Here is a 20172-nt window from a genome sequence, read left to right as displayed (position 1 = left end):
CACGGAATGCCTGTTGGCGGAAACGAGCGACGGAGGCACACATGAGCAATTCGCAGGACCAAAATATGAATGAATCGACCGGCAATGCGATGCGGTTCGACGCGGCGCAGGCAGACCGCGCGTTGCGGGCCTATCGGCCCATCGGCGGCTGGATCGAGCGGCCGGCCGACATGCAGCCGCAACTCGAAGGCGACGTTCGCGCGGATGTGGTCGTCGTCGGCGGCGGCTTCGCGGGCCTGTCCACCGCGCTTGAACTGACCGCGCGCGGCGCGAGCGTCGTCGTGATCGAGCGCGAGTTCGCGGGCTTCGGTGCGAGCGGCCGCAATGCCGGCTATCTCGCGGGCGGGCAGGGGCTCGAGTACGAGATGTTCGTGAAGCGTGTGGGGCGCGAGCAGGCGAAACGGATCGTCGGCTTCTACGACGAGGGCGTTGCCTACGTCGAGCGCAAGCTCGTCGAGTACGGGATCGACTGCGACTTTCGCGCGACGGGGATCATTCGCGCGGGTGTGCATCCGTCGCAGGAGAAGCGCCTGCGCGAGAACATGGAGATGGGCATTGCGCTCGGTTCTCCCGCGCGGTTTCTCGATGGCGCGGCGCTGCGGGCACGGGGCATCCCGCCGGCGTTCCTGTTCGGTTGCCACTTTCCCGGCGGCGGCACGCTCGACCCCGGCAAGTACGTGACGGGCTTGCGGCGCGCGGCGCTCGCGGCAGGCGTGAGGCTCTACGAGAACACCGCGCTGCTCGACTTCGACGCCGGCGCGACCGTGCGGGCCCGCACGGCGCGCGGCACCGCAAGCGCGCCGGTCATGGTGCTCGCCACCAATGCGTATACGCCGCAACTCGGCGTGCTGGGCAACAAGGTGATGCCGCTGCGCGTGTCGGCGCTCGAAACCGAACCGCTGTCCGATGCGCAACTGGCGATGCTGGGTTGGCCGAACCGCGAGGGAATCGTCACGCCGCATCTGACGATGGAGAGCCACCGGCTCACCGCGCGCAATACGCTGGTGACGACGACCAAGCGGCTGGATTACGTCTATGGCTCGCGCACGCCGAACGTTCCGGACGACGCGGCCTATCGCGCGCTGCTGGCGACGCTACGCGCGCGTTTCCCGCAACTGGGCGACCAGCCGGTGCGTGCATGCTGGAGCGGCTATGTCTCGATCGCCAGCGATGCATTGCCGGTGGTCGGCGCGACCGGCCCGCACGGCAACGTGTTCTACACGGCCGGATGCTCGGGCCACGGCGTCGGCACGCAGTCGCTGATCGGGCAGGTGCTGGCCGACCGGATCATCGGCGCGGAGTCGCCGCTGCTCACGGCGCTCACGCACCGCACGCCCTCGATGCCGCCCGAGCCGCTGCGCTGGTGCGCGATCAAGGCCGTGCTGGGCGTCGCGAACCTGCTCGACGAACGCGTGAACCGCCGTGCGGCTCGCGGATAGCGCCATGCGACATCGTCACGACGAACCGGACACGATGGCCGAACCCGACGCGCACCATGCTGGCGGGAAGAAGCGTGCGACGAGCGCCGCTTCGTCAGGCAGCCATCCCGACGGCTTGCGGGCGCAGGGGCTGCGCACGCGCAACACGATCGTTCGCGTCGCGCGGGAGCTGCTGCTGGAAGGCGGCCCGCTGACCTTCTCGCAGCGCGCGGTCGCCGCCGGTGCCGGTATCAGCGTGAGCAACCTGCAGTATTACTTCCCGACCCGGCTGGCCGTGCTGCGGGCCGTGATCGAGCCGGCCATCGATGCATACCTGGGCGAACTGACGCGCGTGCTCGACAGCGATGCGTCGCCGGACGACGTACTCGAACGCGTGCTGGCACGCTCGCTGAGCGATGCGAAGGATGCGCAATACGGCGCGCTGTTCAGGCATTTCCTGTCGTTCGCCGCCATCGATCCCGAATGCCTCAAGCTGTTCGACGGATGGTACGACACGCTGACGCGCGAGATCGCGAAGCTGTTGCGTACCGTCAATCCGGCGTTCGACACGGCCGACAGCCTGCACGTCGCCACGCTGCTGATTGCGACTGCCGACGGCCTGACGTTGCAATCCGGGTCGGCGCGATTTACGCAGGAACTCGATGCCATGTTCATGGAGACGGTCCGTTGCCTCGTCTACGAAAATCGACCTTGAGGTCGCGCCGTACGGTGACCGTGTGTGGCGGGTAGTCGTCTCCGGTCACGGCGGGGTTGCGCGATGTCGTGCCGGATGCGCCGGGCCGGAACTGCACGACAGCGGCAGGGCGCCTTGAGCCGACCGCAACGTCTCGTTACGCGCCAATGACCGTTTGCATACGTCATCCGCATGTGAAGAACGGCCCCGACGCATGCGCCGCGATCAATCCGGATCGTTGGCGATCCAGTGCAGCACCTCCAGCGCGGCCGCGACGTGCAGGCGCTGCTGCGCGAGCGGGCGGGGCAGCAGCGCCTCGGCGCGCTCGAGCCGGCGCAGCAGCGTGTTGCGGTGAACATGGGTTTTCTCGGCCGCGTCGGTCACGCTGCAGCCTTCCGCGAGAAACGCGCGCAGCGCGGCGCGCAGCGACTTGTCGGCGGTGGCCAGCTCGCCCAGGGTATTGGTGACGAACTGTTGTACGGACTCCATGTGATTGGTCATCAGCGCGATCAGGCTCATGCTGTCCGCATGCACCACGCCGACGCCGGCGTGCAGCCTGCCGAGCAGCCGCTGCGTCGCCAGTGCGTCCAGGTGGCCGTGCCGGAATCCTTCCATGCCGCTGCCGGCGGTCGCGACGGCCATGTGCACACCGGGCAGCGCGTTGATCGCGCGCTGCAACCAGGGCATGTCGAGCGGTTTGCCGTCGTGATACGTCCAGACCCACAATGTCGCCGTATTCGCGACGACGACCAGCGCATTGCGCGTGCCCGCGCATTGGGCCAGCGCATCGGCTGCCCGCTCCAGCAAACCCAGTTCGATATCGGCTTCCTCGCTCCAGACGATCGCGGCGTGGTGGCGCTGCTCCAGCGTATAGCCCAGACGCCGGCTGGCCTCTTGCGCGCCGATGGCCGTACCTTCGACGATCTGCGTGACCAGTTCGCGACGGTCGGCGTGCGTGCCGCGCAGTCGCGCTTCGCGCTCGGCGCGCATGAACTCCGCCATGCCGACCATGTTGGTGTCGATGAACGTCGCGATCGAACGTGACGACACGGCGAGGAATTCGCGCAGTTCTTCCGGGTCCTGGGTCAACGTAAACGCGAGCTCCATCCAGCGTTGCCACACGACGCTCTGCGACGAACGGGCCGCGACGAACACGAGGTCGGTGAGGCCGCGCCGCACCAGTTCCTGCGCACTGCTCAGCATGTCGGCGGACAGGAAGCGGGAAACCGGCGCGCAAGGGTTTTCAAGGTTGGAGGTTGCCCAGTGAATCAGCCCGTTGCGGTTGATCCGCCGCACGGCCGCCGCGAGCACGGGGTCGCTCATCGTCGTGCTGGCCGCCACGTTCTCCTTGTCGAGTTCCTGCAGCCATTCCGTCTGCACATTCAGCGCGATCTCGGCGCCCTGGCGCATCAATTCCCGGATGCGAGGCGACGGCATCGGCCATGGCGGCGGGGTCATGGGGGGGAGGTTCTGGGACATGGCAGGCGAGACGCAAATGAAGAGGTGCAAGTTGCACTAATTGTAGTCGCGTACTGTGCGTTCGACACCTTGTTTGGTGCGGTTCGGTTGATAACAATAACGACACATCGCGCATTTCGACGCAATCAGGAGACACGCCGTGACCGTACACCCTCTTCCGTCCACCGAGCATGTAGATGTGCTCATCGTTGGCGCCGGCCTTTCCGGGATCGGCGTTGCCCGTCAACTCGAGACGGACCGTCCCGGCACGTCGTACCTCATTCTGGAAACACGTGCCACGACCGGCGGCACGTGGGACCTGTTTCGTTATCCGGGCATCCGCTCCGATTCGGACATGCACACCTACGGTTACGGTTTCAAGCCTTGGGCCGACAAGAAGGCGATCGCCGGTGCGGATTCGATCCTTGCTTACCTGAGAGAGACCGCGACCGAATACGGGATCGATCGTCACATCCGCGTGAATCACAAGGTGACCCAGGCAAGCTGGTCGAGTGCGCAGGCGCTGTGGAGTGTCGAAGTCGAGCGCCTCGATACGGGCGAACGCAAGACGATCCTGGCCAGGTGGTTCTTCAGCGCCGCGGGGTTCTATCGACACGACGAAGGCTACACGCCGAAGCTCGACGGGATCGAGAATTTCCGCGGGACCGTGGTTCACCCGCAGCACTGGCCGGAAGATCTCGACTACGGCGGCAAGCGCGTGGTGGTGATCGGCAGCGGCGCGACCGCCGTCACGCTGTTGCCGGCCATGGCCGACAAGGCCGGGCACGTCACGATGCTGCAGCGCACGCCGACCTACGTGGTGAGCCTGCCGTCCGAAGACCTCATTGCCAATACGCTGCGCAGGATCATGCCGCACAAGTGGGCCTATGCGATCGTGCGTCGGAAGAATGTCGCGATTTCCCGCTTCATCTGGCGCTTCTGCCGGTCGCGTCCGCAGGCTGCGCGGCGCCTGATCCGCTACCTGAACAAGCGCCAGTTGCCGAAGGACTATCCGGTCGACGTCCATTTCAACCCGCCGTACAACCCGTGGGACCAGCGCCTGTGCGTGGTGCCGGACGGCGATCTCTTCAAGTCGATCCGCGATGGCCGCGCGTCGGTCGTGACGGACCGCATCAGGACCTTCACGGAAACGGGCATCGTGCTGGAATCCGGGCAGACCTTGTCCGCCGATATCATCGTCACGGCGACGGGGCTCAACGTCAGGTTCTTCGGGGGGATCAAGCTGGTGGTCGACGGCGAGCCGGTCGATCTCCACAGCAGGGTGGCATTCAAGGGCATGATGCTCAGCGGCGTGCCGAACTTCGGGTTCTCGATCGGCTATACGAATTCGTCGTGGACGATGAAGGTCGGGCTGCTGGCCGAACACTTCTGTCGTTTGCTGACGCATATGGAGCGCGGCGGTTACGCGGTCTGCATGCCTGAATTGCCGGCCGCCGACATGCCGACGCGCCCGCTGCTCGATTTCGGTGCCGGCTACATCAAGCGCGCGATCGACGGCCTGCCGCGCCAGGGCCCGGGCACGCCGTGGATCATGTCGATGGACTATCACGTCGACGTCAGGATCTTGCGGTATGGCCCGGTCGAAGATCCGAACCTGCGTTTCGGGCATGCGCCGGCAGCAGGCGGCACGGATCATGTCGAGGCCCGTCGGGCCGTCGGAGCCTGATCATGACGATCCACGCCATGGAAGCAATCCAGGACGCGTTCTGCGACCTGCCGGGCGGGGTGCGCCTCTGCTATCGCACCTACGGGCCCGACGACGGCGAGCCGTTGCTGCTGATCGCGGGCATGACGCTGCAATTGACCTTCTGGCCGCCCGCGCTGATCGGCGCGCTGATTCAATGCGGCTATCGCGTGATCGTGTTCGACAATCGCGATGTCGGGCGCTCGTCGCGCATCGCGCGGCCGGGGCCGAGCGTGCTCCGGCAATTCCTGCGCGTGCCCGTCAAGGACGGCTACGACCTGGAAGACATGGCGCAGGACACGATCGGCCTGCTCGACAGCCTGAAGGTGGCGCGTGCGCATGTCGTCGGCATGTCGATGGGCGGCATGATCGGCCAGGTGCTCGCCGCTCGCCATCCGCAACGCGTGCTGTCGCTGACCTCCATCATCTCCACGACCGGTGCGCGCAACGTCGGCCAGCCGGCCATGTCCAGCATGCTGATGCTGACCGCACCGCCGCCGCGCACACGTGAAGCGGCGGTGGAGCAGTACAGCCGCATCATGGCCCACATCGGCACGCAGACGTATCCCGCGGACGACGCCGCGCGGCGCGCGTACGCGGCCCAGGCGTGGGACCGTGGCCAGCAGGCGCGCGACCACGAGAGCACGACCCGCCAGATCGGCGCGATCATCAAGTCAGGAGACCGAACCGAGGAAATCCGGCGAATCCGGGCGCCGACGCTGGTCGTGCACGGCGATCGCGACCTGCTGGTCGCGCCGAGCGGAGGCGTCGCGACCGCCGCCGCGATCCCGGGTGCCGACATGGTGACGGTGCGCGGCATGGGGCACGACATTCCCGATGGCGTCGTGCCGCTGCTGACGAGCCTGATCGACGGCCATATCCGGCACCGTGCAACACGCGCTGCCGCGGAACCCGAGCGTGCCGGCAGGCACATTGCGTGAGCCGGTTCGCGCGCGGCACGCGACAAGAGGAGACGGCGCGGCGCTCGCGCAATCGCCGGCAAACGAACTGCCCGAAGGCAGCGTGAAAACCAGGAACATCTTGCAAGACGCTTGTCGTGATGCGACGCGATCGCACGATCGACAAGCCGGAGGAGACACCATGCATCAAGGTTACCCGACCGACCTTGCGGCCCGCTTCGAGCGCCAGCGCCGCGCCTTCGCGCTGGAGCCGAACCCGGCGCTGGCTACCCGGCTGGCGCGCCTCGAACGGCTGGCTGCGTGGCTCGATGCGCACGAGCACGATATCGTGCGCGCCATCGACACCGATTTTCAGGGCCGCTCGGCTCACGAGACGCGGCTCGCGGAGGTGTTCATCGTGCGCGCCGGCATCCGGCACGCGCGCCGGCACCTGAAGCACTGGATGCGGGCGCGTCGCGTGCCGACCGCGCTGCATTTCCGGCCCGGCTACAACCGGCTCATCCCGCAGCCGCTGGGCGTGACGGGCATCATCTCGCCGTGGAACTACCCGCTGCAGCTTTCGCTCGGGCCGGCACTCGCGGCGCTCGCCGCCGGCAATCGCGTCCTGATCAAGCCGTCCGAGCTCACGCCCGCGCTGTCCGACCTGCTCGTGTCGATGGCGCGCGAGACTTTCGCGCCGGACGAACTGGACGTCGTGGTGGGCGACGTCGAACTGGGCAAGGCGTTTGCGAGCCTGCCGTTCGATCACCTGTTCTTCACCGGGTCGACCCAGGTGGGGCGTGTCGTCGCTCAAGCCGCCGCGGCCAACCTGACGCCCGTGACGCTCGAGCTCGGCGGCAAATCGCCGGCCATCCTCGATGCATCGTGCAACGTCGCGGTGGCCGCGCAGCGCATCGCGTTCGGCAAGCTGCTGAACGCGGGCCAGACCTGCGTCGCGCCCGATTACCTGCTCGTGCCCGCCGGCACAGCCGACAGCGTCGCGTCGCAGCTGGCGCGCGCCGTCGCGCGCCTGTATCCGACACTGGCCGCCAATCCCGACTACACGGCGATCATCAGCGAACGCCACCGCGCGCGCCTCGCCGACATGGTTGATGAAGCGCGTTGCGCGGGCGCGCGCATCCTCGAAGTCAACCCGGCCGGCGAATCGTTCGTTACGTCGTCGCGCAAGTTCGCGCCGACGATCGTGGTCGGCGCGCCGGCCGACACGCGGCTGATGAACGAAGAGATCTTCGGCCCCATCCTGCCGATCGTCGAATACGCGAACCTGGACGATGCACTCGCCTACATTCAGGGCCGCGCGCGTCCGCTCGCGTTGTACTGGTTCGGCGAAGACGCGTCGCGCCGCGATCGCGTGCTGCGCGAGACGGTGTCCGGCGGCGTCACGATCAACGACTGCCTGTGGCACCTGGTACAGGAGAACCAGCCGTTCGGCGGCGTCGGGCAGAGCGGCATGGGCGCCTATCACGGGCAGTGGGGCTTCGACACCTTCAGCAAACTGAAGCCGGTGTTTCATCAGGCCCGCCGGAACGGCGCCGTGCTGTTCCATCCGCCGTACGGCCGCGTCTTCGATCTGCTGCTGCGCACGCTGTCGCGACTCGCGTGACTTCCGAATCCTGTATCGAGAGAAATGCCATGAATCATCAGTTCGACTACATCGTCGTGGGCGGCGGCTCGGGCGGCAGCGTGGTAGCAGGGCGCCTGACCGAAGACCCGAACACCACCGTCTGCCTGCTGGAAGCGGGCGGCGGCGGCGACGGCATGGAAATCAACATCCCGGCGGGCATGGTCGCCATGCTGCCGACCCGCCTCAACAACTGGGCGTTCCACACGATGCCGCAGCGCGGCCTCGGCGGGCGCGTCGGCTATCAGCCGCGCGGCAAGGCGCTGGGCGGCTCGTCGGCGATCAACGCGATGGTCTACATTCGCGGCCACCGCACCGACTACGACACGTGGGCCGCGCTCGGCAATCCCGGCTGGTCTTACGACGAAGTGCTGCCGTACTTTCGCCTGAGCGAGCACAACGAGCGCATCAACGACGCATGGCACGGCCAGGACGGCCCGCTGTGGGTCAGCGACCTGCGCTCCGACAACCCGTTCCAGGCACGCTTCCTGACGGCGGCCCGCCAGGCCGGCCTGCCGCTGACGGACGATTTCAACGGCGCGCAGCAGGAAGGCGTCGGCATCTACCAGGTCACGCAGAAGCAGGGCGAACGGTGGAGCGCGGCGCGCGGCTATCTGTTCCCGCACCTCGGCAAACGCGCGAATCTCGCCGTCGAAACGCACGCGCAGGTACGGCGCATCCTGTTCGAGGGCAAGCGCGCGGTGGGCGTGGAAGTGCTGCAGAAAGGCACGCTGAAGACCTTCCGTGCACGGCGCGAGGTGGTGCTGGCCGCGGGCGCGCTGCAGACGCCGCAACTGCTGATGCTGTCCGGTATCGGCCCGAAGGGCGAGCTCGCGCGCGTCGGCATCGACACGCTGCACCATCTGCCCGGCGTGGGCCGCAACCTGCAGGACCACCCCGACTTCATCTTCAGCTACCGCACGCGCAGCCTCGATACGATGGGCATCTCGGTGGGCGGCAGCGCACGGATGCTGCGCGAGATCCTGCGTTTTCGCCGTGAGCGGCGCGGCATGCTGACGTCGAATTTCGCCGAAGGCGGCGCGTTCCTGAAGACGCAACCCGGCCTCGACGCACCCGACATCCAGCTGCATTTCCTGGTGGCGCTGGTCGACGACCACGCGCGGCGCATGCACCTGGGCCACGGGCTGTCCTGCCACGTATGCCTGCTGCGCCCGCGCAGCCGCGGCTCGGTCACGCTGCTCAGCCGCGACCCGGCCGACGCGCCGCTGATCGATCCCGCTTTCCTCGACGATCCGCGCGACCTGGAGGACATGGTGGCGGGCTTCAAGATCACACGCGGCCTGATGAACGCGCCCGCGCTCGCGGAGTGGATCACGCGGGACATGTTCACGCGCGACGTGCACAGCGACGACGAGATCCGCGCCGTGCTGCGCAAGCGCGCGGATACCGTCTATCACCCGGTGGGCACCTGCCGCATGGGGCAGGACGCGATGGCCGTGGTCGATCCGCAGTTGCGCGTGCATGGCCTCGACGGGCTGCGCATCGTCGATGCATCGGTGATGCCGACCCTGATCGGCGGCAACACCAATGCGCCCACCATCATGATCGCGGAGAAAGCGGTCGACATGATGCGCGGCGTCAGCCGGGTGGCATCCGCGGCGCATGCGACGGCGGCGCCGGCGGAAACGCACCAGTTCACGACGTCGGGCATCGATACCGACCGATAGGGGGCCGTCCGATTACCGTTGTTGCCGGACGTTCACCCGGCCAAACGAATGCGTGCATGCAGTGTCGGGACGGCCGGTCCCGCCGCTGCCATTTCTCACCCGCAGTTTTGACGAAGAGTTGCCGAACCATGTCAGCCATCCGATCGCCATTCTGGCCCGCGCACCTGGCCACGCGTCAGGTGCCGCCCGCGACCAACCTGTTCCGTCACGTGGAGGCCGCGGCGGCGCGCCATCCCGACAAACCGTTCATCCTGTTCTACGACACGCCGGTCTCGTTCGCGCGCTTCCAGCGCGAAGCCGAGCACGTGGCGGGTTTCCTGCAGCAGCGTTGCGGGGTGAAGGCGGGCGACCGCGTGCTCCTGGACATGCAGAACAGCCCGCAATGGATGATTGCGTACTACGGCATCCTGCGCGCGAACGCGGTGGTCGTGCCGGTCAACCCGATGAACATGACCGACGAGCTCGCGCATTACATCGAGGACAGCGGCGCGAGCACGGTGTTCGTCGCGCAGGACCTGTATCCGCGCATCGCGCCGCTCGTAGGCGGCGCGGGCGGCCTCGCGAACGTCGTCGTCGCGACGTACGGCGACTACGTGGCGCAACCTTCGGCCGTCGCGGTGCCCGATTTCGTGGCCGCGCCGCGCCACGTCGACGGCCCCGGCGTGGTGCACTGGCGCGATGCGCTCGCCGCGCAGCTGGCGCCGGGCGAACTGACGGCGGGCCCGGACGACATCTGCCTGATGCCGTACACGTCCGGCACGACGGGCAAGCCGAAAGGCTGCGTGCACACGCATCGTAGTGTCATGTGCACGGCGGCCGGCTTCGTCGACTGGTTCGACGATCCCGAGGACGCGATCCACCTCGCGGTGCTGCCGCTGTTCCATGTCACCGGCATGCAGGGCGGCCTGAACGGCCCGTTGTACCGCGGGTCGACGGTGGTCGTGCTGCCGCGCTGGGATCGCGATGCCGCGGGCCTGGCGATCGGCCGCAACCGCGTATCCGTGTGGCAGTCGATCTCGACGATGATGGTGGACTTCCTGTCGAGCCCGAACCTGCACGAATACGACCTGTCGAGCCTGCGTTCGGCGCGCGGCGGCGGCGCGGCGATGCCGGAAGCGATCGCCCGCAAGCTCAGGGAAACGGTCGGGCTCGACTACGTCGAAGGCTATGGGATGTCGGAAACGATCGCCGCGACGCACATCAATCCGCCGGCGCGTCCCAAGCCGCAGTGCCTCGGCATTCCGGTGTTCGACGTCGATGCGCGAATCGTCGATCCGGTCACGTTCCAGCCCGTGCCGCAAGGCGAGGTGGGCGAGATCGTCATGCATGCGCCGCAACTGATGCAAGGGTACTGGCGCAATCCGGAAGCAACGCGGCAGGCGTTCGTCGAGATCGACGGCAAGCGCTTCCTGCGCACCGGCGATCTCGGCCGCATCGATGCGGACGGCTATTTCTTCATGGCCGACCGGCTGAAGCGGATGATCAACGCATCGGGCTACAAGGTCTGGCCGGCCGAAGTCGAGACGACGATGTACCGCCATCCGGCGATCAAGGAAGTATGCGTGATCGGCACGCGCAGCGCGCATCGCGGCGAGACCGTCAAGGCCTTCGTCGTGCTCGATCCGGCGTACCCCGGCGGCGTGACGCCCGACGACGTGGTCGCATGGGCGCGCGATCATATGGCGTCCTACAAGGTTCCGCGCATCGTCGAATTCGTCGATGCGCTGCCGAAATCCGGGTCCGGAAAGATCATGTGGCGGGAATTGCAGGAAAGGGAAGAGGCGGCGGCCGCCGCAGCTCGAGGAAACGCAGTGGCGTGACGTAGGCGCGATGCGTGACGCATCTCGCTGAATGAAGCAGCCACGAGGGAATGCCCTCGTGTTTCGTGTCGATTTCATGTTTGTCATATCGACCTATCGTTGTTGTCATGAACTACCGATCGAGCGGCCCGGTTTCCGGCGTCGCGCGCTCGGGCCTGTCAACGTCAATCGAATGGTTCTCCATGCGGGAACCGGGCGTGGTGTGCGGAGAAAGAGAATGAGGAACGATTTATACAAGGTCATGCGCTTCACGGCATGGAGCGCGATCGTCGGCGGCCTGCTGGCCTACGCGAACGTCGGACTGGTGTCGGCGGTGGCCGGCCCGGATACCGGCATGTTGCTGCACGGCGCGACGATGCTGAGCCTGCCGTCCGATACGCGCGACCTGTTTCGCCTGTCGATGCTGGCCGACGTGTTCGGGTTCTATCTCGCGGTTCTCGTGATCGGCGGGTACTTCCTGCATACCTTCAAGGATGAACTCGGCGCGCTCGGCTACATGATCGCGTTCGCTATCGGGGCGTATGCGGTGCTCGGCATCACCGGCGCGGCATTGCAGCTGTCGGTGCTCGATCCGCTGGCGCGGATGTATGCGGGCGGAGACGACGCAACGAGGGCCGCCGCGGCCGCGGCGTGGGCGACCGTCGCCAACGGCACGCAAAGCGGGTTGTGGTGGGCCGAAGGCCCGCTGGTGTTCTTCTGGGCACCGATCGCCGCCAACCGGTTGAAACAGGCCGGATGGCACGGGTCGTTCCTGCTGAAGATCGTCGCGTGGTTCTTCGCGATCATCTTCGTGTCCGGATTCTTTCCTGAATACGAAGCCGTGACGGGGGCGAGCGAGGTCGTCGTCGTCCTCGTGCTGCCGTTGTGGATGCTGTGGTTCGGCGTGCAGTTGCTGCGGCGAGCGGGCCGGCACGTAAAAGCGGGGGCGATGGCCGCCGGCTGACGAATCGACAGCGAGGCCCGGGGCTCCCATAACCGGCTCCCTTCTCGCGTTCCCATGGACGGCTCCCATGTGCGATACCGAACGCGGGAATCGCACCCGCGTGAATTCGGCGGCCGTCGAAGCCGGTCTACTCGACCGCGACGCAGGCCGACGCGCCGCTCGACGCCGCCGCCCGCAGGTGGCGATCGCGGTCGGCCAGCCAGTCCTTGCGTTCGCCGCGCCAGCCTACCGCATGGATCTTGTCCATCTGGCGCGCGGCAACGGTTGCCGCGCAGGCCAGGCCGGGGAGCGGGATGTCGAGCAGGCGCCAGCGGCCCGCATGCGGCGTATCGACCTCGCGGAAGGGCCCTGCAAACGGCGCCAGCGACGCGAGCGTCGCGCCGTGTCCGCTTCCGCATGCGTTCGAGAGGCTGTCCAGCCGAAGCTGGTCGCGCGATGCCGGACCGGCGGGCGTGCCGGCTTGCGCCATGCCCAGCCCGATCGGGCCACGGGCGATCGCGATCACGATCCAGATACCGGCGTGGCCGACCACGATGTCGAGCCCGTCCAGCGAGTCGCAGCCCGCGATCGCGATATGGTCGGCCTCGCGCTCGATCAGCGTGAGCTCGTCGGCGGCGCGGCCGGCCAGCGTCCCCAGGATCGCGCGCAGCGCCGACCGGCCGATCGCGAAGCGGCGGCCGTGCGCGCGGTTCGGATGCATCCTGGCACGCCGCAGTTCCGTCTTCGACAGGCAGAGATGGCCTTGCTCGCTGGCGACGAGCTGCCATTCGCCGCGCAGTCGCCACAACAGGATCTCGCCCGGATCGGGAAGCCGCGACGGACATGACGCCAGCGTGTGCGAGCCGGTGATCGTCAGGGCGGGATAGCGCATGCGGGCCCCCGTGTCGGTGGCGGATGCGACGTGGCCCGGCGTGCCGGCCCCGTCATGCCTGTTGTCCGGTTTGCAGCGCGTCGTTGCCCGAATGCTGCCGCGTGAGCCGGGCGGCGAGCGAGACGGCCTGCCCGAACGACGCCACCGCGTGATGAGGAATCCCGAATGCCTTGACGGCGACCTCGCCCTGCGCGGCCACTTCCGCGCGGCGGTCGGGATCGGGTTCGACGCTGACGAGCGCCTTGCAGACGGCGCCCAGCTCGACCTTGTTCTGCTTGAGCCAGACCGCGCGATGCTTGCGGTCGTCGTGGCTTTCGTCGGTATCGAGCTCGACGTAGACGATCACGAACGGCTCGCCGTGGCGCATCAGCGTGTCGATCTCGCCTTCCCAGCGCGGCGCGTAGCCCGGTGTCGCGTGTTCGGGGCGAAACACGCAGACCGGAAAGAGATGGATGTCGTGCAGCGCGAAGTCATTCGGATTGAGAGCGGACATCGAGGGTTCTCCGTTGGATGAGCGACGCCGGAGCGTCGGGTGGCCGTGCGGCGGCATTCAATGCGCGCTCGCTTGCGCCGCGCCGGCCTGCGCGACCGGCGGCGTATCGCGCCAGCCGACGCCGAGCGACTTGTAGAGCGCGATCGCGCCCTGCACCTGGGCGAGCCGGCTGAGTGCGAGCGCATCGCGGGCGCGATACGTCGCGCGTTGCGCCGTGAGCACCGACAGGTATTCGCCGAGGCCGTTGCGATACAGCCGCGTCGCGCGCGACTGCGCGTCCTGGCTGCTGTCGACCGCCGCGGCGAGCATGGCTTGCTGGTCGCGCGCGGCGCCGATCGCCACCAGCGCGTCCTCGACATCGCGAAACGCGCGGCGGATGCGCTGCTCGTATGCGAGCCGGGCGGCCTCGGCGGCCGCGCGCGCGGCGTCGACGCCGGCTTTCGCGCGGCCGCCGTCGTACAGCGTCTGCGTGCCGTCGAGCGCGACCGACCATGCGACGCTCGCGCCCGAGAACAGGTCCTGCACGAGGCTCGCCGTCGTGCCGAGGCTCAGCGGAATCGCGAAATGCGGAAACTGCTCGGCGCGCGCGACGCCGACCTGCGCGGTCGCGGCGGCGAGCCGCCGTTCGGCGGCGCGAATGTCGGGGCGCTCGCGGATCACGTCCGACGGCAGCGTGACGGGCAGCGCGGGCGCGACCGGCAGGGTCGCGCCGGGCGCGCTCAGCGTGTCGCGCAGCGTTTCCGGAAAACCGCCGACGAGCACGCCGATCGCGTGGGCGAGCCGCGCGACGTCCTGCTGCAGCGGCGGCACCGCCGCCTGCGCGAGCTGCAGTTCGGCACGTGCCTGCGCGACCGCGAACGACGTGCCGAGGCCGCGCCGGTTCGAGCGCTCGGTCAGCTGCCGCGTGGCGTCGAGGCTCGCGACGTTGTCCGTTGCGATCCGCAGCCGCTCCTGGGTCGCCCGCAGTTCCGCGTAATCGGATGCAAGCTCGGCCAGCAGGCTCACGAGGATCGCGTGGCGATCGTCGTCGAGCGCGTCGATCTGCGCATCGGCCGATTCGACCGCGCGCCGCGTGCCGCCGAACAGGTCGAGTTCCCACGACGCATCGAAGCCGAGCCGGTAGGTGCGCGACTGGCCGATCCCGGGCGGCCATTCGAGCGCCCGCGACGAGCGCAGCGCATCGGCGTTCCCGCCCGCGGTGACGGTCGGGCCGAGGCGGCTCGCGATCTGGTCGCGTTCGGCGCGCGCCTGCAGCAAGCGCTGGCGCGCGATCGCGAGATCCTGGTTGTGCGCGATCGCCTGCTCGACGAGCGCATCGAGCTGCGCATCGCCGAACGCGCGCCACCAGTCCTGCAACTGCGCGGGGTCGGCCGTCACCGTGTCGCGCGGCGCGATCCAGCCGGGCGGATGCGCGGGCTGCGGCGCCACGTAATCGGGGCCGACCGTCGTGCATGCGGCGAGCGCGCACGCGCAGGCCGCGACGAAGGCGCGCACGCGGCACGTCGCGCGCACCGGAGGGAACAGGCATCGCATCGTCGCCTCCGTCACATCCACGCGTGCAGCCACGACGCGAGCCGGCCGCGCGGCGTGCGCTCGCGCCCGCGTTCGCCGACTTCGACGCTGCACGTCATGCCGGCCGCCAGCAGCACGCCGGCCGGCACCCGGTCGATCTCGATGCGCACCGGAATGCGCTGCGCGAGCCGCACCCAGCTGAAGGTGGGGTTGACGGCCGGCAGGCCGAGTTCGTCGAGCGTGCCGTTTTCGTCGGCGATGCCGCGGCCGATGCTCGTCACGTGCCCGCTCAGCAGCGGATCGAAGCCCATCAGCCGGATCGTCGCGGGTGCGCCCGTCGCGACGCGACGCAGCTTGGTCTCCTCGAAATAGCCGGTGATCCAGAAGCTGTGCGCGTCGAGTACCGAGATGCCGGGCTTGCCTTCGACCGCGTAGTCGCCGTGGCGCAGGCGCAACTGCGTCACGTAACCGTCGACCGGCGAGCGCAGCGTCGTGCGTTCGAGGTCGAGCTTCGCGACATCGAGCGCGGCCAGCGCCTTGCGGTACTCGGCCTGCGCGATCGCCACCGCGCGGCTCGAGCGCTGGATGTCCTCCCGCGGCACGAGATCGTCAAGGCCGGTGCGCCGCTGCGCTTCGTCGCGCTTCTGGCGCATCGACTCGGCGGTCGCGGCGACCTGCGCCTCGGCCTGTTCCACCGCCAGCGCGAAGCGCTGCGGATCGATCCGGTACAGCACGTCGCCTTTCGCGACGCGCTGGTTGTCGACCACCGCGACTTCGACGACGGTGCCCGACACTTCGGGCGCGATCCGCACGACGTGCGCGCTGACACGCGCATCGCGCGTCCACGGCGCGAGGACGTATGCGTGCCAGAGGGCGGCGACCAGCACGATCGCCACGGCCACGGTGGCGAGCGTCAGCAGGGAGCGGGTGAGGGGTTTGAGCGACATGACGCGATACGTTCCGACGGGAGGCTAGAAATAGAGGATCAGCGTGGCGACCAGCACGAGCGAAATCGCGAACTCGAACAGCGCCGGATGCCACACGCGGCGCAGCACGCCGAGCCGCGCGAGCAGCGCGCGCACGGCCAGGTAGAGCGGCACGGTCGCGCACGCATAGACGAAAAAGGGCGGCAGGTAGATACCGGCCAGCGGGAATTCACTGAGCATCGCGGGCGCGCTCCGGAACAGCGGTGAAATAGGCGGCGTACGTGTGCAGCAGCACGTGGACGTCGGCGAACGCGGCCATCAGCCACTTCAGTTCGGTGTTGCCCGGCTGCGCGGCGGCGAGGCCGGCCAGCACGTGCGCGGCGCGCCGTGCATGCCGGGCCGCGCGCGGCGGGGCGGCCGCGTGCCGCGCGAGGCCCGCGAGCCCCGCCCGCACGCATCGCCGCGCTGGGTCGGGCAGGCCGTCGCGCGCGGCGCCGCGGCGGATCCGCAGCAGCTCCTTGCCGACGTGCAGCGCCGCGAGCGCCTCGATGCTCGCCTGCGTCATCGCGGCCGGCTGGCCCGCGAGCAGCGCGCCGAGCTGTGCGATGCGGTGCTGCTGACGCTGCTGCCAGCCCGCCGCCGTGACGCGCCGGCCGGCCACGAGCGCGAGCGTGTCGTCGCGGATCGTGCGGCGCAGCCGCGTGGCGTCGGTGGCCAGGTTGCCCGGCAGGATCAACCGGAACGTGAGCAGCGTAAGGAACGTGGCGAGCACCCACGCGACCGACTGGTTCAGGAACAGCTCGACGTCGGGGCGGAACGGATTGGTCGCACCGGTCAGCGTGTTGAACGCGACGAGATAGGCGAGCCCCGCGAGCGCGGTCTTCGGCACGCTCGTCGCGTAGATGCCGGGCATCCAGAACAGCGCGAGCGCGACGACGAGCAGCGGAAAGCCTTCGATGCGCGGCAGGATGCCGAACGCGCACACGAACGCGGCCGGCACGGCCAGCACCGTGCCCTTGATGAACGCCTGCGCGCCGGCGGCCGGGTTGCCGGCGGTCGCGAGCAGCGCGCAGTACGGCGCGACGACGAGCAGCATCATGTCGCCCTGGTTCCAGCCGGTCGCGAGCCAGAATGCGCCCGAGATCACGATCGCGCACGCGGCGCGCACGCCGTTGCGCAGGGCCGCGCCCGTGTCGCGGTGAAAGCGCACCCGCGCGGGCCGGTAGCCGGGGCGCGGGCGCTGCAGTTCGACGAGCCCGTCGAGCGCCGCGCGGTAGTCGTCGATCTGCTCGATCAGCCGCTCGCCGGCGATCAGCAACGCCGCCTCGTCGCGCGGATCGCCGAGCGCGATGCCGTCGAGCGCGTCGCGCAGGCGTTCGCGCGCATCGCCTAGCAGCGCACGTGCGTGCGTGGCGCCGCCGGGGCCGTCGCCCAATGCGTCGGCGGCGGCCTGCCACGCGGCCGCGAGACGCGGCTGCAGCGATGCGACCGCGCGCGCGCCGGGGCTGTCCGCCGGCAGCGGCGGCATGCCGCCCGCGAGTGCGCCGAACAGCGATGCCATCCCGTGCCGCACGGCGGCCGCGCGTTGCGCGAGATCCTCCGATTCGGCCTTGCCGAGCGCGAGCAGATCGTCGATGCCGTAGATGCCGGCGAACAGCGCGTGCCGCTTGTCGTCGGCCGGTGCCGCCGCGAGGCCGTTGCGCTGCGCGGCGATGACCCGCGCGACGTCGGCGGTGATGCGCGTCACCAGCGCGTCGAGCTTCGCGTGCACGTCGCGCGTGCCGAGCAGCATCGACACGAGGCTCAGGCACAGCACGCCGATCGCGACCGTCGAGCCGCGCCCGATCACGTGTTCGAAGGTCAGCTCGGGATGCTGCATCGCGCCGTAGGTCGCGAGGCCGATCGTGTAGCCGGCCACGACGGTGCCCGACGCGCGGAAGTGCCGCAGCAGCGTCATGCCCGCGACGCAGACGCCGAGCCAGAACGCGAAGCCGAGGATGAACAGTAGCGGTTGCTGCGCGAAGCAGCCCATCAGCACGAACGCGACGACCATCCCCGCGATCGTGCCGACCACGCGCCACACGCCCTTGCCGATCACCGCGCCCTGGACGGGATTGATCACGAGCAGCACCGTCGACGCGGCCGAATACGGGGTTTCCAGTTCGAGCAGGTACGCGACGCCGAGCGCGAGCGCGGCGGCGATGACCGAGCGTGCGACATACGCGCCGCGCGGCGTGAAGATGTCGATGCGCGCGATCAGCGCCGCGGCCGCGCGAGTCAGGCGGCGGGGCGGCGCCGCGACGGCGCGCGTCTGATCTGCTGCTTCATGCACTGCACTCGCTCCATGAGAAAGGACGAAGCCAGTCTACGGTCGCGCCATGCATGCCGAACAGTGACGTCTTTGCACTCGACGAGTGCGTGCGACGCATCCGTCATGCGTGCGCCGCACGCAGCGCCGGCTGGCCGGTGCACAGCCCGCGCACGACACGCCGCAACCACTGGTGCGCGGGGTCGCTCTGGAAGCGCGGATGCCACGCCTGCGTGATCAGCACGGTTTCGAGCGGCACCGGCAGTTCGAACGTGCGCACGCCGAGCCCAGCCCGCACCGCGCCGCGCGCGAGATGCTCGGGCAGCGGCAGGATCAGGTCCGACGCCTGCAGCGCGAAGATCGCCGCATACGGCGTCGGCACGACGAGCACCACGTGGCGCGCGAGCCCGCGCGCGGCGAGCGCGTCGTCGATCGGCCCCGCCGACTTGCCGCGCCGCGACACGCCGATATGCGGCCAGCGCGCGAAGCGCTCGGGCGTGATGTCGTCGTCGAAGATCGGGTGGTTGTGGCGCGCGAGGCCGACGAAGGTCGTCGTGAACAGCGGCTGCACCCGAATCTCCGGCCCCAGGCGGCGCGACGCGCTGATGAAGAGGTCGATACGGCCGCTGCGCAATGCGTCGTCGTCGATGTCGTCTTCCTCGGGCATGAAGCGCAGCATCGCGCGCGGCATCCCGCGCGCCATCTCCTCGAGCAGCCGGCTGCTGTGCAGGCCGACGAAGACGTCGTTCGCACGCACGTTGAACTGCTTGTCGAGCGTGCCGAGATCGATTTCCGCGGACGGCGCGAGCAACTGCGATGCGCGCTCCACGGTTTCGCGGACGACGCCGCGCAGTTCGAGCGCACGCGGCGTCGGCACCATCTTGCGGCCGGCCTGCACGAAGATCGGGTCGCCGACCGTTTCGCGGATGCGTGCGAGCGTGCGGCTCATCGCGGGCGGGCTGAGGTTCATGCGGCGTGCGGCGCCGACGACGCTGCCCTCTTCGAGCAGCGCATCGAGCGAAATCAGCAGGTTCAGGTCGGGTGCCATCGGCTTCTCCGTTTCATCGCGTGCATGCGGCGCAATGGTAGTGCGTGATGTGCGCGCGCAGCGTGACTGCAGCGCACGCAACGATTGCGTGCGGCATCACGCGTGACGCACGCATCGGTGGGGGGGCGCGTGTTTTCTCGAGCGAACGAGCCTGGTGCGAACCCCGCGAACGAATGCTCGAAACAACGGAACGTGCGGCCGTCATCCGCCGCCGGCATCGGACGGCAGCGAGCGGACGGCGGCGAACGCGCCGTTCACGTACATCAGCGGGTTCACGTCGGCGGACATCGCGACGCGCGTGACCCGTCCGACCAGAATCGAATGCGAGCCGACCTCGACCTGTTCGAGCGTGTCGCAGAAGAACGACGTCTGCGCGTTCTCGAGATAGGGCAGGCCCGTCGCCGCGTCGGTACGCCATGCGTCGTGCGCGAAACGCGTATCGGAGCCCGTCGTGCTGCACGCGAGCGCGAGCGGCACGTGGCAGCTTCGCAGCGCGTTCACGCAGAAGCGCCGGCGGCCGGTGATCGACGCGTGAATGCTCGCGCGCCGGTTGATGCACACCAGCACGGTCGGCGGATCGAGCGCGACCGACGTGAACGAGCTGGCGGTCAGCGCGCACGGTGCGGCGGCGGCGCCGTCACCGCCGGTCGTCACGATCGTGACGGTGGCGGCCACGCCGCGCATCGCCTGTTTCAGTTGCTGCGCAATGTCCACGGTGTTCGTCATGATGCGGTCCTGTCGCGAGGA

General features: G+C 68.9%; 17 protein-coding genes. 8 read left to right on the top strand and 9 right to left on the bottom strand.

Going from position 1 to position 20172, the window contains the following annotated elements; translation table 11 throughout:
• The first annotated feature begins 65 nt into the window (after window positions 1–65).
• Window positions 66–1439, top strand: coding sequence for an FAD-dependent oxidoreductase (locus tag FOZ70_RS29525; RefSeq protein ID WP_226205599.1), 1374 nt, complete (start codon window positions 66–68; stop codon window positions 1437–1439).
• Between the two features lie 34 nt (window positions 1440–1473).
• Window positions 1474–2133 carry a TetR/AcrR family transcriptional regulator gene (locus FOZ70_RS29520; RefSeq protein ID WP_219707413.1) on the top strand — a complete coding sequence of 220 codons (660 nt, stop codon included), beginning with the start codon at window positions 1474–1476 and terminating at the stop codon, window positions 2131–2133.
• A gap of 204 nt (window positions 2134–2337) precedes the next feature.
• Here FOZ70_RS29520 and FOZ70_RS29515 read toward each other — a convergent pair whose 3' ends face one another.
• On the bottom strand, window positions 2338–3570 hold the full coding sequence (locus FOZ70_RS29515) for a helix-turn-helix domain-containing protein (RefSeq protein ID WP_230945254.1): 1233 nt from the start codon (window positions 3568–3570) through the stop codon (window positions 2338–2340).
• A gap of 160 nt (window positions 3571–3730) precedes the next feature.
• Here FOZ70_RS29515 and FOZ70_RS29510 point away from each other — a divergent pair, with 160 nt between their 5' ends.
• The 6 genes from FOZ70_RS29510 (at window position 3731) to FOZ70_RS29485 (ending at window position 12267) form a co-directional block, all read left to right on the top strand.
• On the top strand, window positions 3731–5257 hold the full coding sequence (locus tag FOZ70_RS29510; protein ID WP_219707404.1) for an NAD(P)/FAD-dependent oxidoreductase: 1527 nt from the start codon (window positions 3731–3733) through the stop codon (window positions 5255–5257).
• A gap of 2 nt (window positions 5258–5259) precedes the next feature.
• Entirely contained in the window at window positions 5260–6216 is a 957-nt protein-coding gene (locus FOZ70_RS29505; protein ID WP_081058018.1) for an alpha/beta fold hydrolase, read from the top strand.
• Between the two features lie 160 nt (window positions 6217–6376).
• Entirely contained in the window at window positions 6377–7798 is a 1422-nt protein-coding gene (locus FOZ70_RS29500) for a coniferyl aldehyde dehydrogenase (RefSeq protein WP_219707403.1), read from the top strand.
• Between the two features lie 29 nt (window positions 7799–7827).
• Window positions 7828–9504: a choline dehydrogenase gene (locus tag FOZ70_RS29495; RefSeq protein WP_060322697.1), complete on the top strand. Its 1677-nt coding sequence runs from the start codon at window positions 7828–7830 to the stop codon at window positions 9502–9504.
• A 128-nt stretch (window positions 9505–9632) separates the two neighbouring features.
• Window positions 9633–11324 carry a long-chain fatty acid--CoA ligase gene (locus FOZ70_RS29490; RefSeq protein ID WP_219707402.1) on the top strand — a complete coding sequence of 564 codons (1692 nt, stop codon included), beginning with the start codon at window positions 9633–9635 and terminating at the stop codon, window positions 11322–11324.
• A 217-nt stretch (window positions 11325–11541) separates the two neighbouring features.
• A complete protein-coding gene (locus FOZ70_RS29485) occupies window positions 11542–12267 on the top strand; it encodes a hypothetical protein (RefSeq protein WP_219707401.1) in 726 nt (241 codons plus the stop codon).
• A gap of 127 nt (window positions 12268–12394) precedes the next feature.
• Here FOZ70_RS29485 and FOZ70_RS29480 read toward each other — a convergent pair whose 3' ends face one another.
• The 8 genes from FOZ70_RS29480 to FOZ70_RS29445 form a co-directional block, all read right to left on the bottom strand.
• Window positions 12395–13138: a hypothetical protein gene (locus tag FOZ70_RS29480; protein ID WP_219707400.1), complete on the bottom strand. Its 744-nt coding sequence runs from the start codon at window positions 13136–13138 to the stop codon at window positions 12395–12397.
• 52 nt (window positions 13139–13190) lie between these two features.
• Entirely contained in the window at window positions 13191–13631 is a 441-nt protein-coding gene (locus tag FOZ70_RS29475; protein ID WP_027792347.1) for a hypothetical protein, read from the bottom strand.
• 57 nt (window positions 13632–13688) lie between these two features.
• The gene (locus tag FOZ70_RS29470) at window positions 13689–15164 is read right to left on the bottom strand and encodes an efflux transporter outer membrane subunit (RefSeq protein WP_219707399.1); all 1476 of its coding nucleotides are present in this window, start codon (window positions 15162–15164) and stop codon (window positions 13689–13691) included.
• Window positions 15165–15175: 11 nt separating this feature from the next.
• Complete coding sequence (locus tag FOZ70_RS29465; protein ID WP_048028680.1) at window positions 15176–16090, bottom strand: HlyD family secretion protein; 915 nt, start codon at window positions 16088–16090, stop codon at window positions 15176–15178.
• A gap of 24 nt (window positions 16091–16114) precedes the next feature.
• Window positions 16115–16309, bottom strand: coding sequence for a DUF1656 domain-containing protein (locus tag FOZ70_RS29460; protein ID WP_027792350.1), 195 nt, complete (start codon window positions 16307–16309; stop codon window positions 16115–16117).
• The gene (locus FOZ70_RS29455) at window positions 16299–18401 is read right to left on the bottom strand and encodes an FUSC family protein (protein WP_219707398.1); all 2103 of its coding nucleotides are present in this window, start codon (window positions 18399–18401) and stop codon (window positions 16299–16301) included. The genes FOZ70_RS29460 and FOZ70_RS29455 overlap by 11 nt, the downstream gene beginning before the upstream one ends.
• A gap of 100 nt (window positions 18402–18501) precedes the next feature.
• A complete protein-coding gene (locus FOZ70_RS29450; protein ID WP_219707397.1) occupies window positions 18502–19425 on the bottom strand; it encodes a LysR family transcriptional regulator in 924 nt (307 codons plus the stop codon).
• Window positions 19426–19626: 201 nt separating this feature from the next.
• Window positions 19627–20151, bottom strand: coding sequence for a flavin reductase family protein (locus FOZ70_RS29445; RefSeq protein ID WP_048028684.1), 525 nt, complete (start codon window positions 20149–20151; stop codon window positions 19627–19629).
• Between the last annotated feature and the right edge of the window lie 21 nt (window positions 20152–20172).

This window comes from Burkholderia sp. COPS, assembly GCF_019425585.1.
Taxonomy (GTDB): domain Bacteria; phylum Pseudomonadota; class Gammaproteobacteria; order Burkholderiales; family Burkholderiaceae; genus Burkholderia; species Burkholderia cepacia.
The sequence above is the reverse complement of the archived record's forward strand: the minus strand, read 5'-3'. Positions and strand labels throughout refer to the sequence as shown.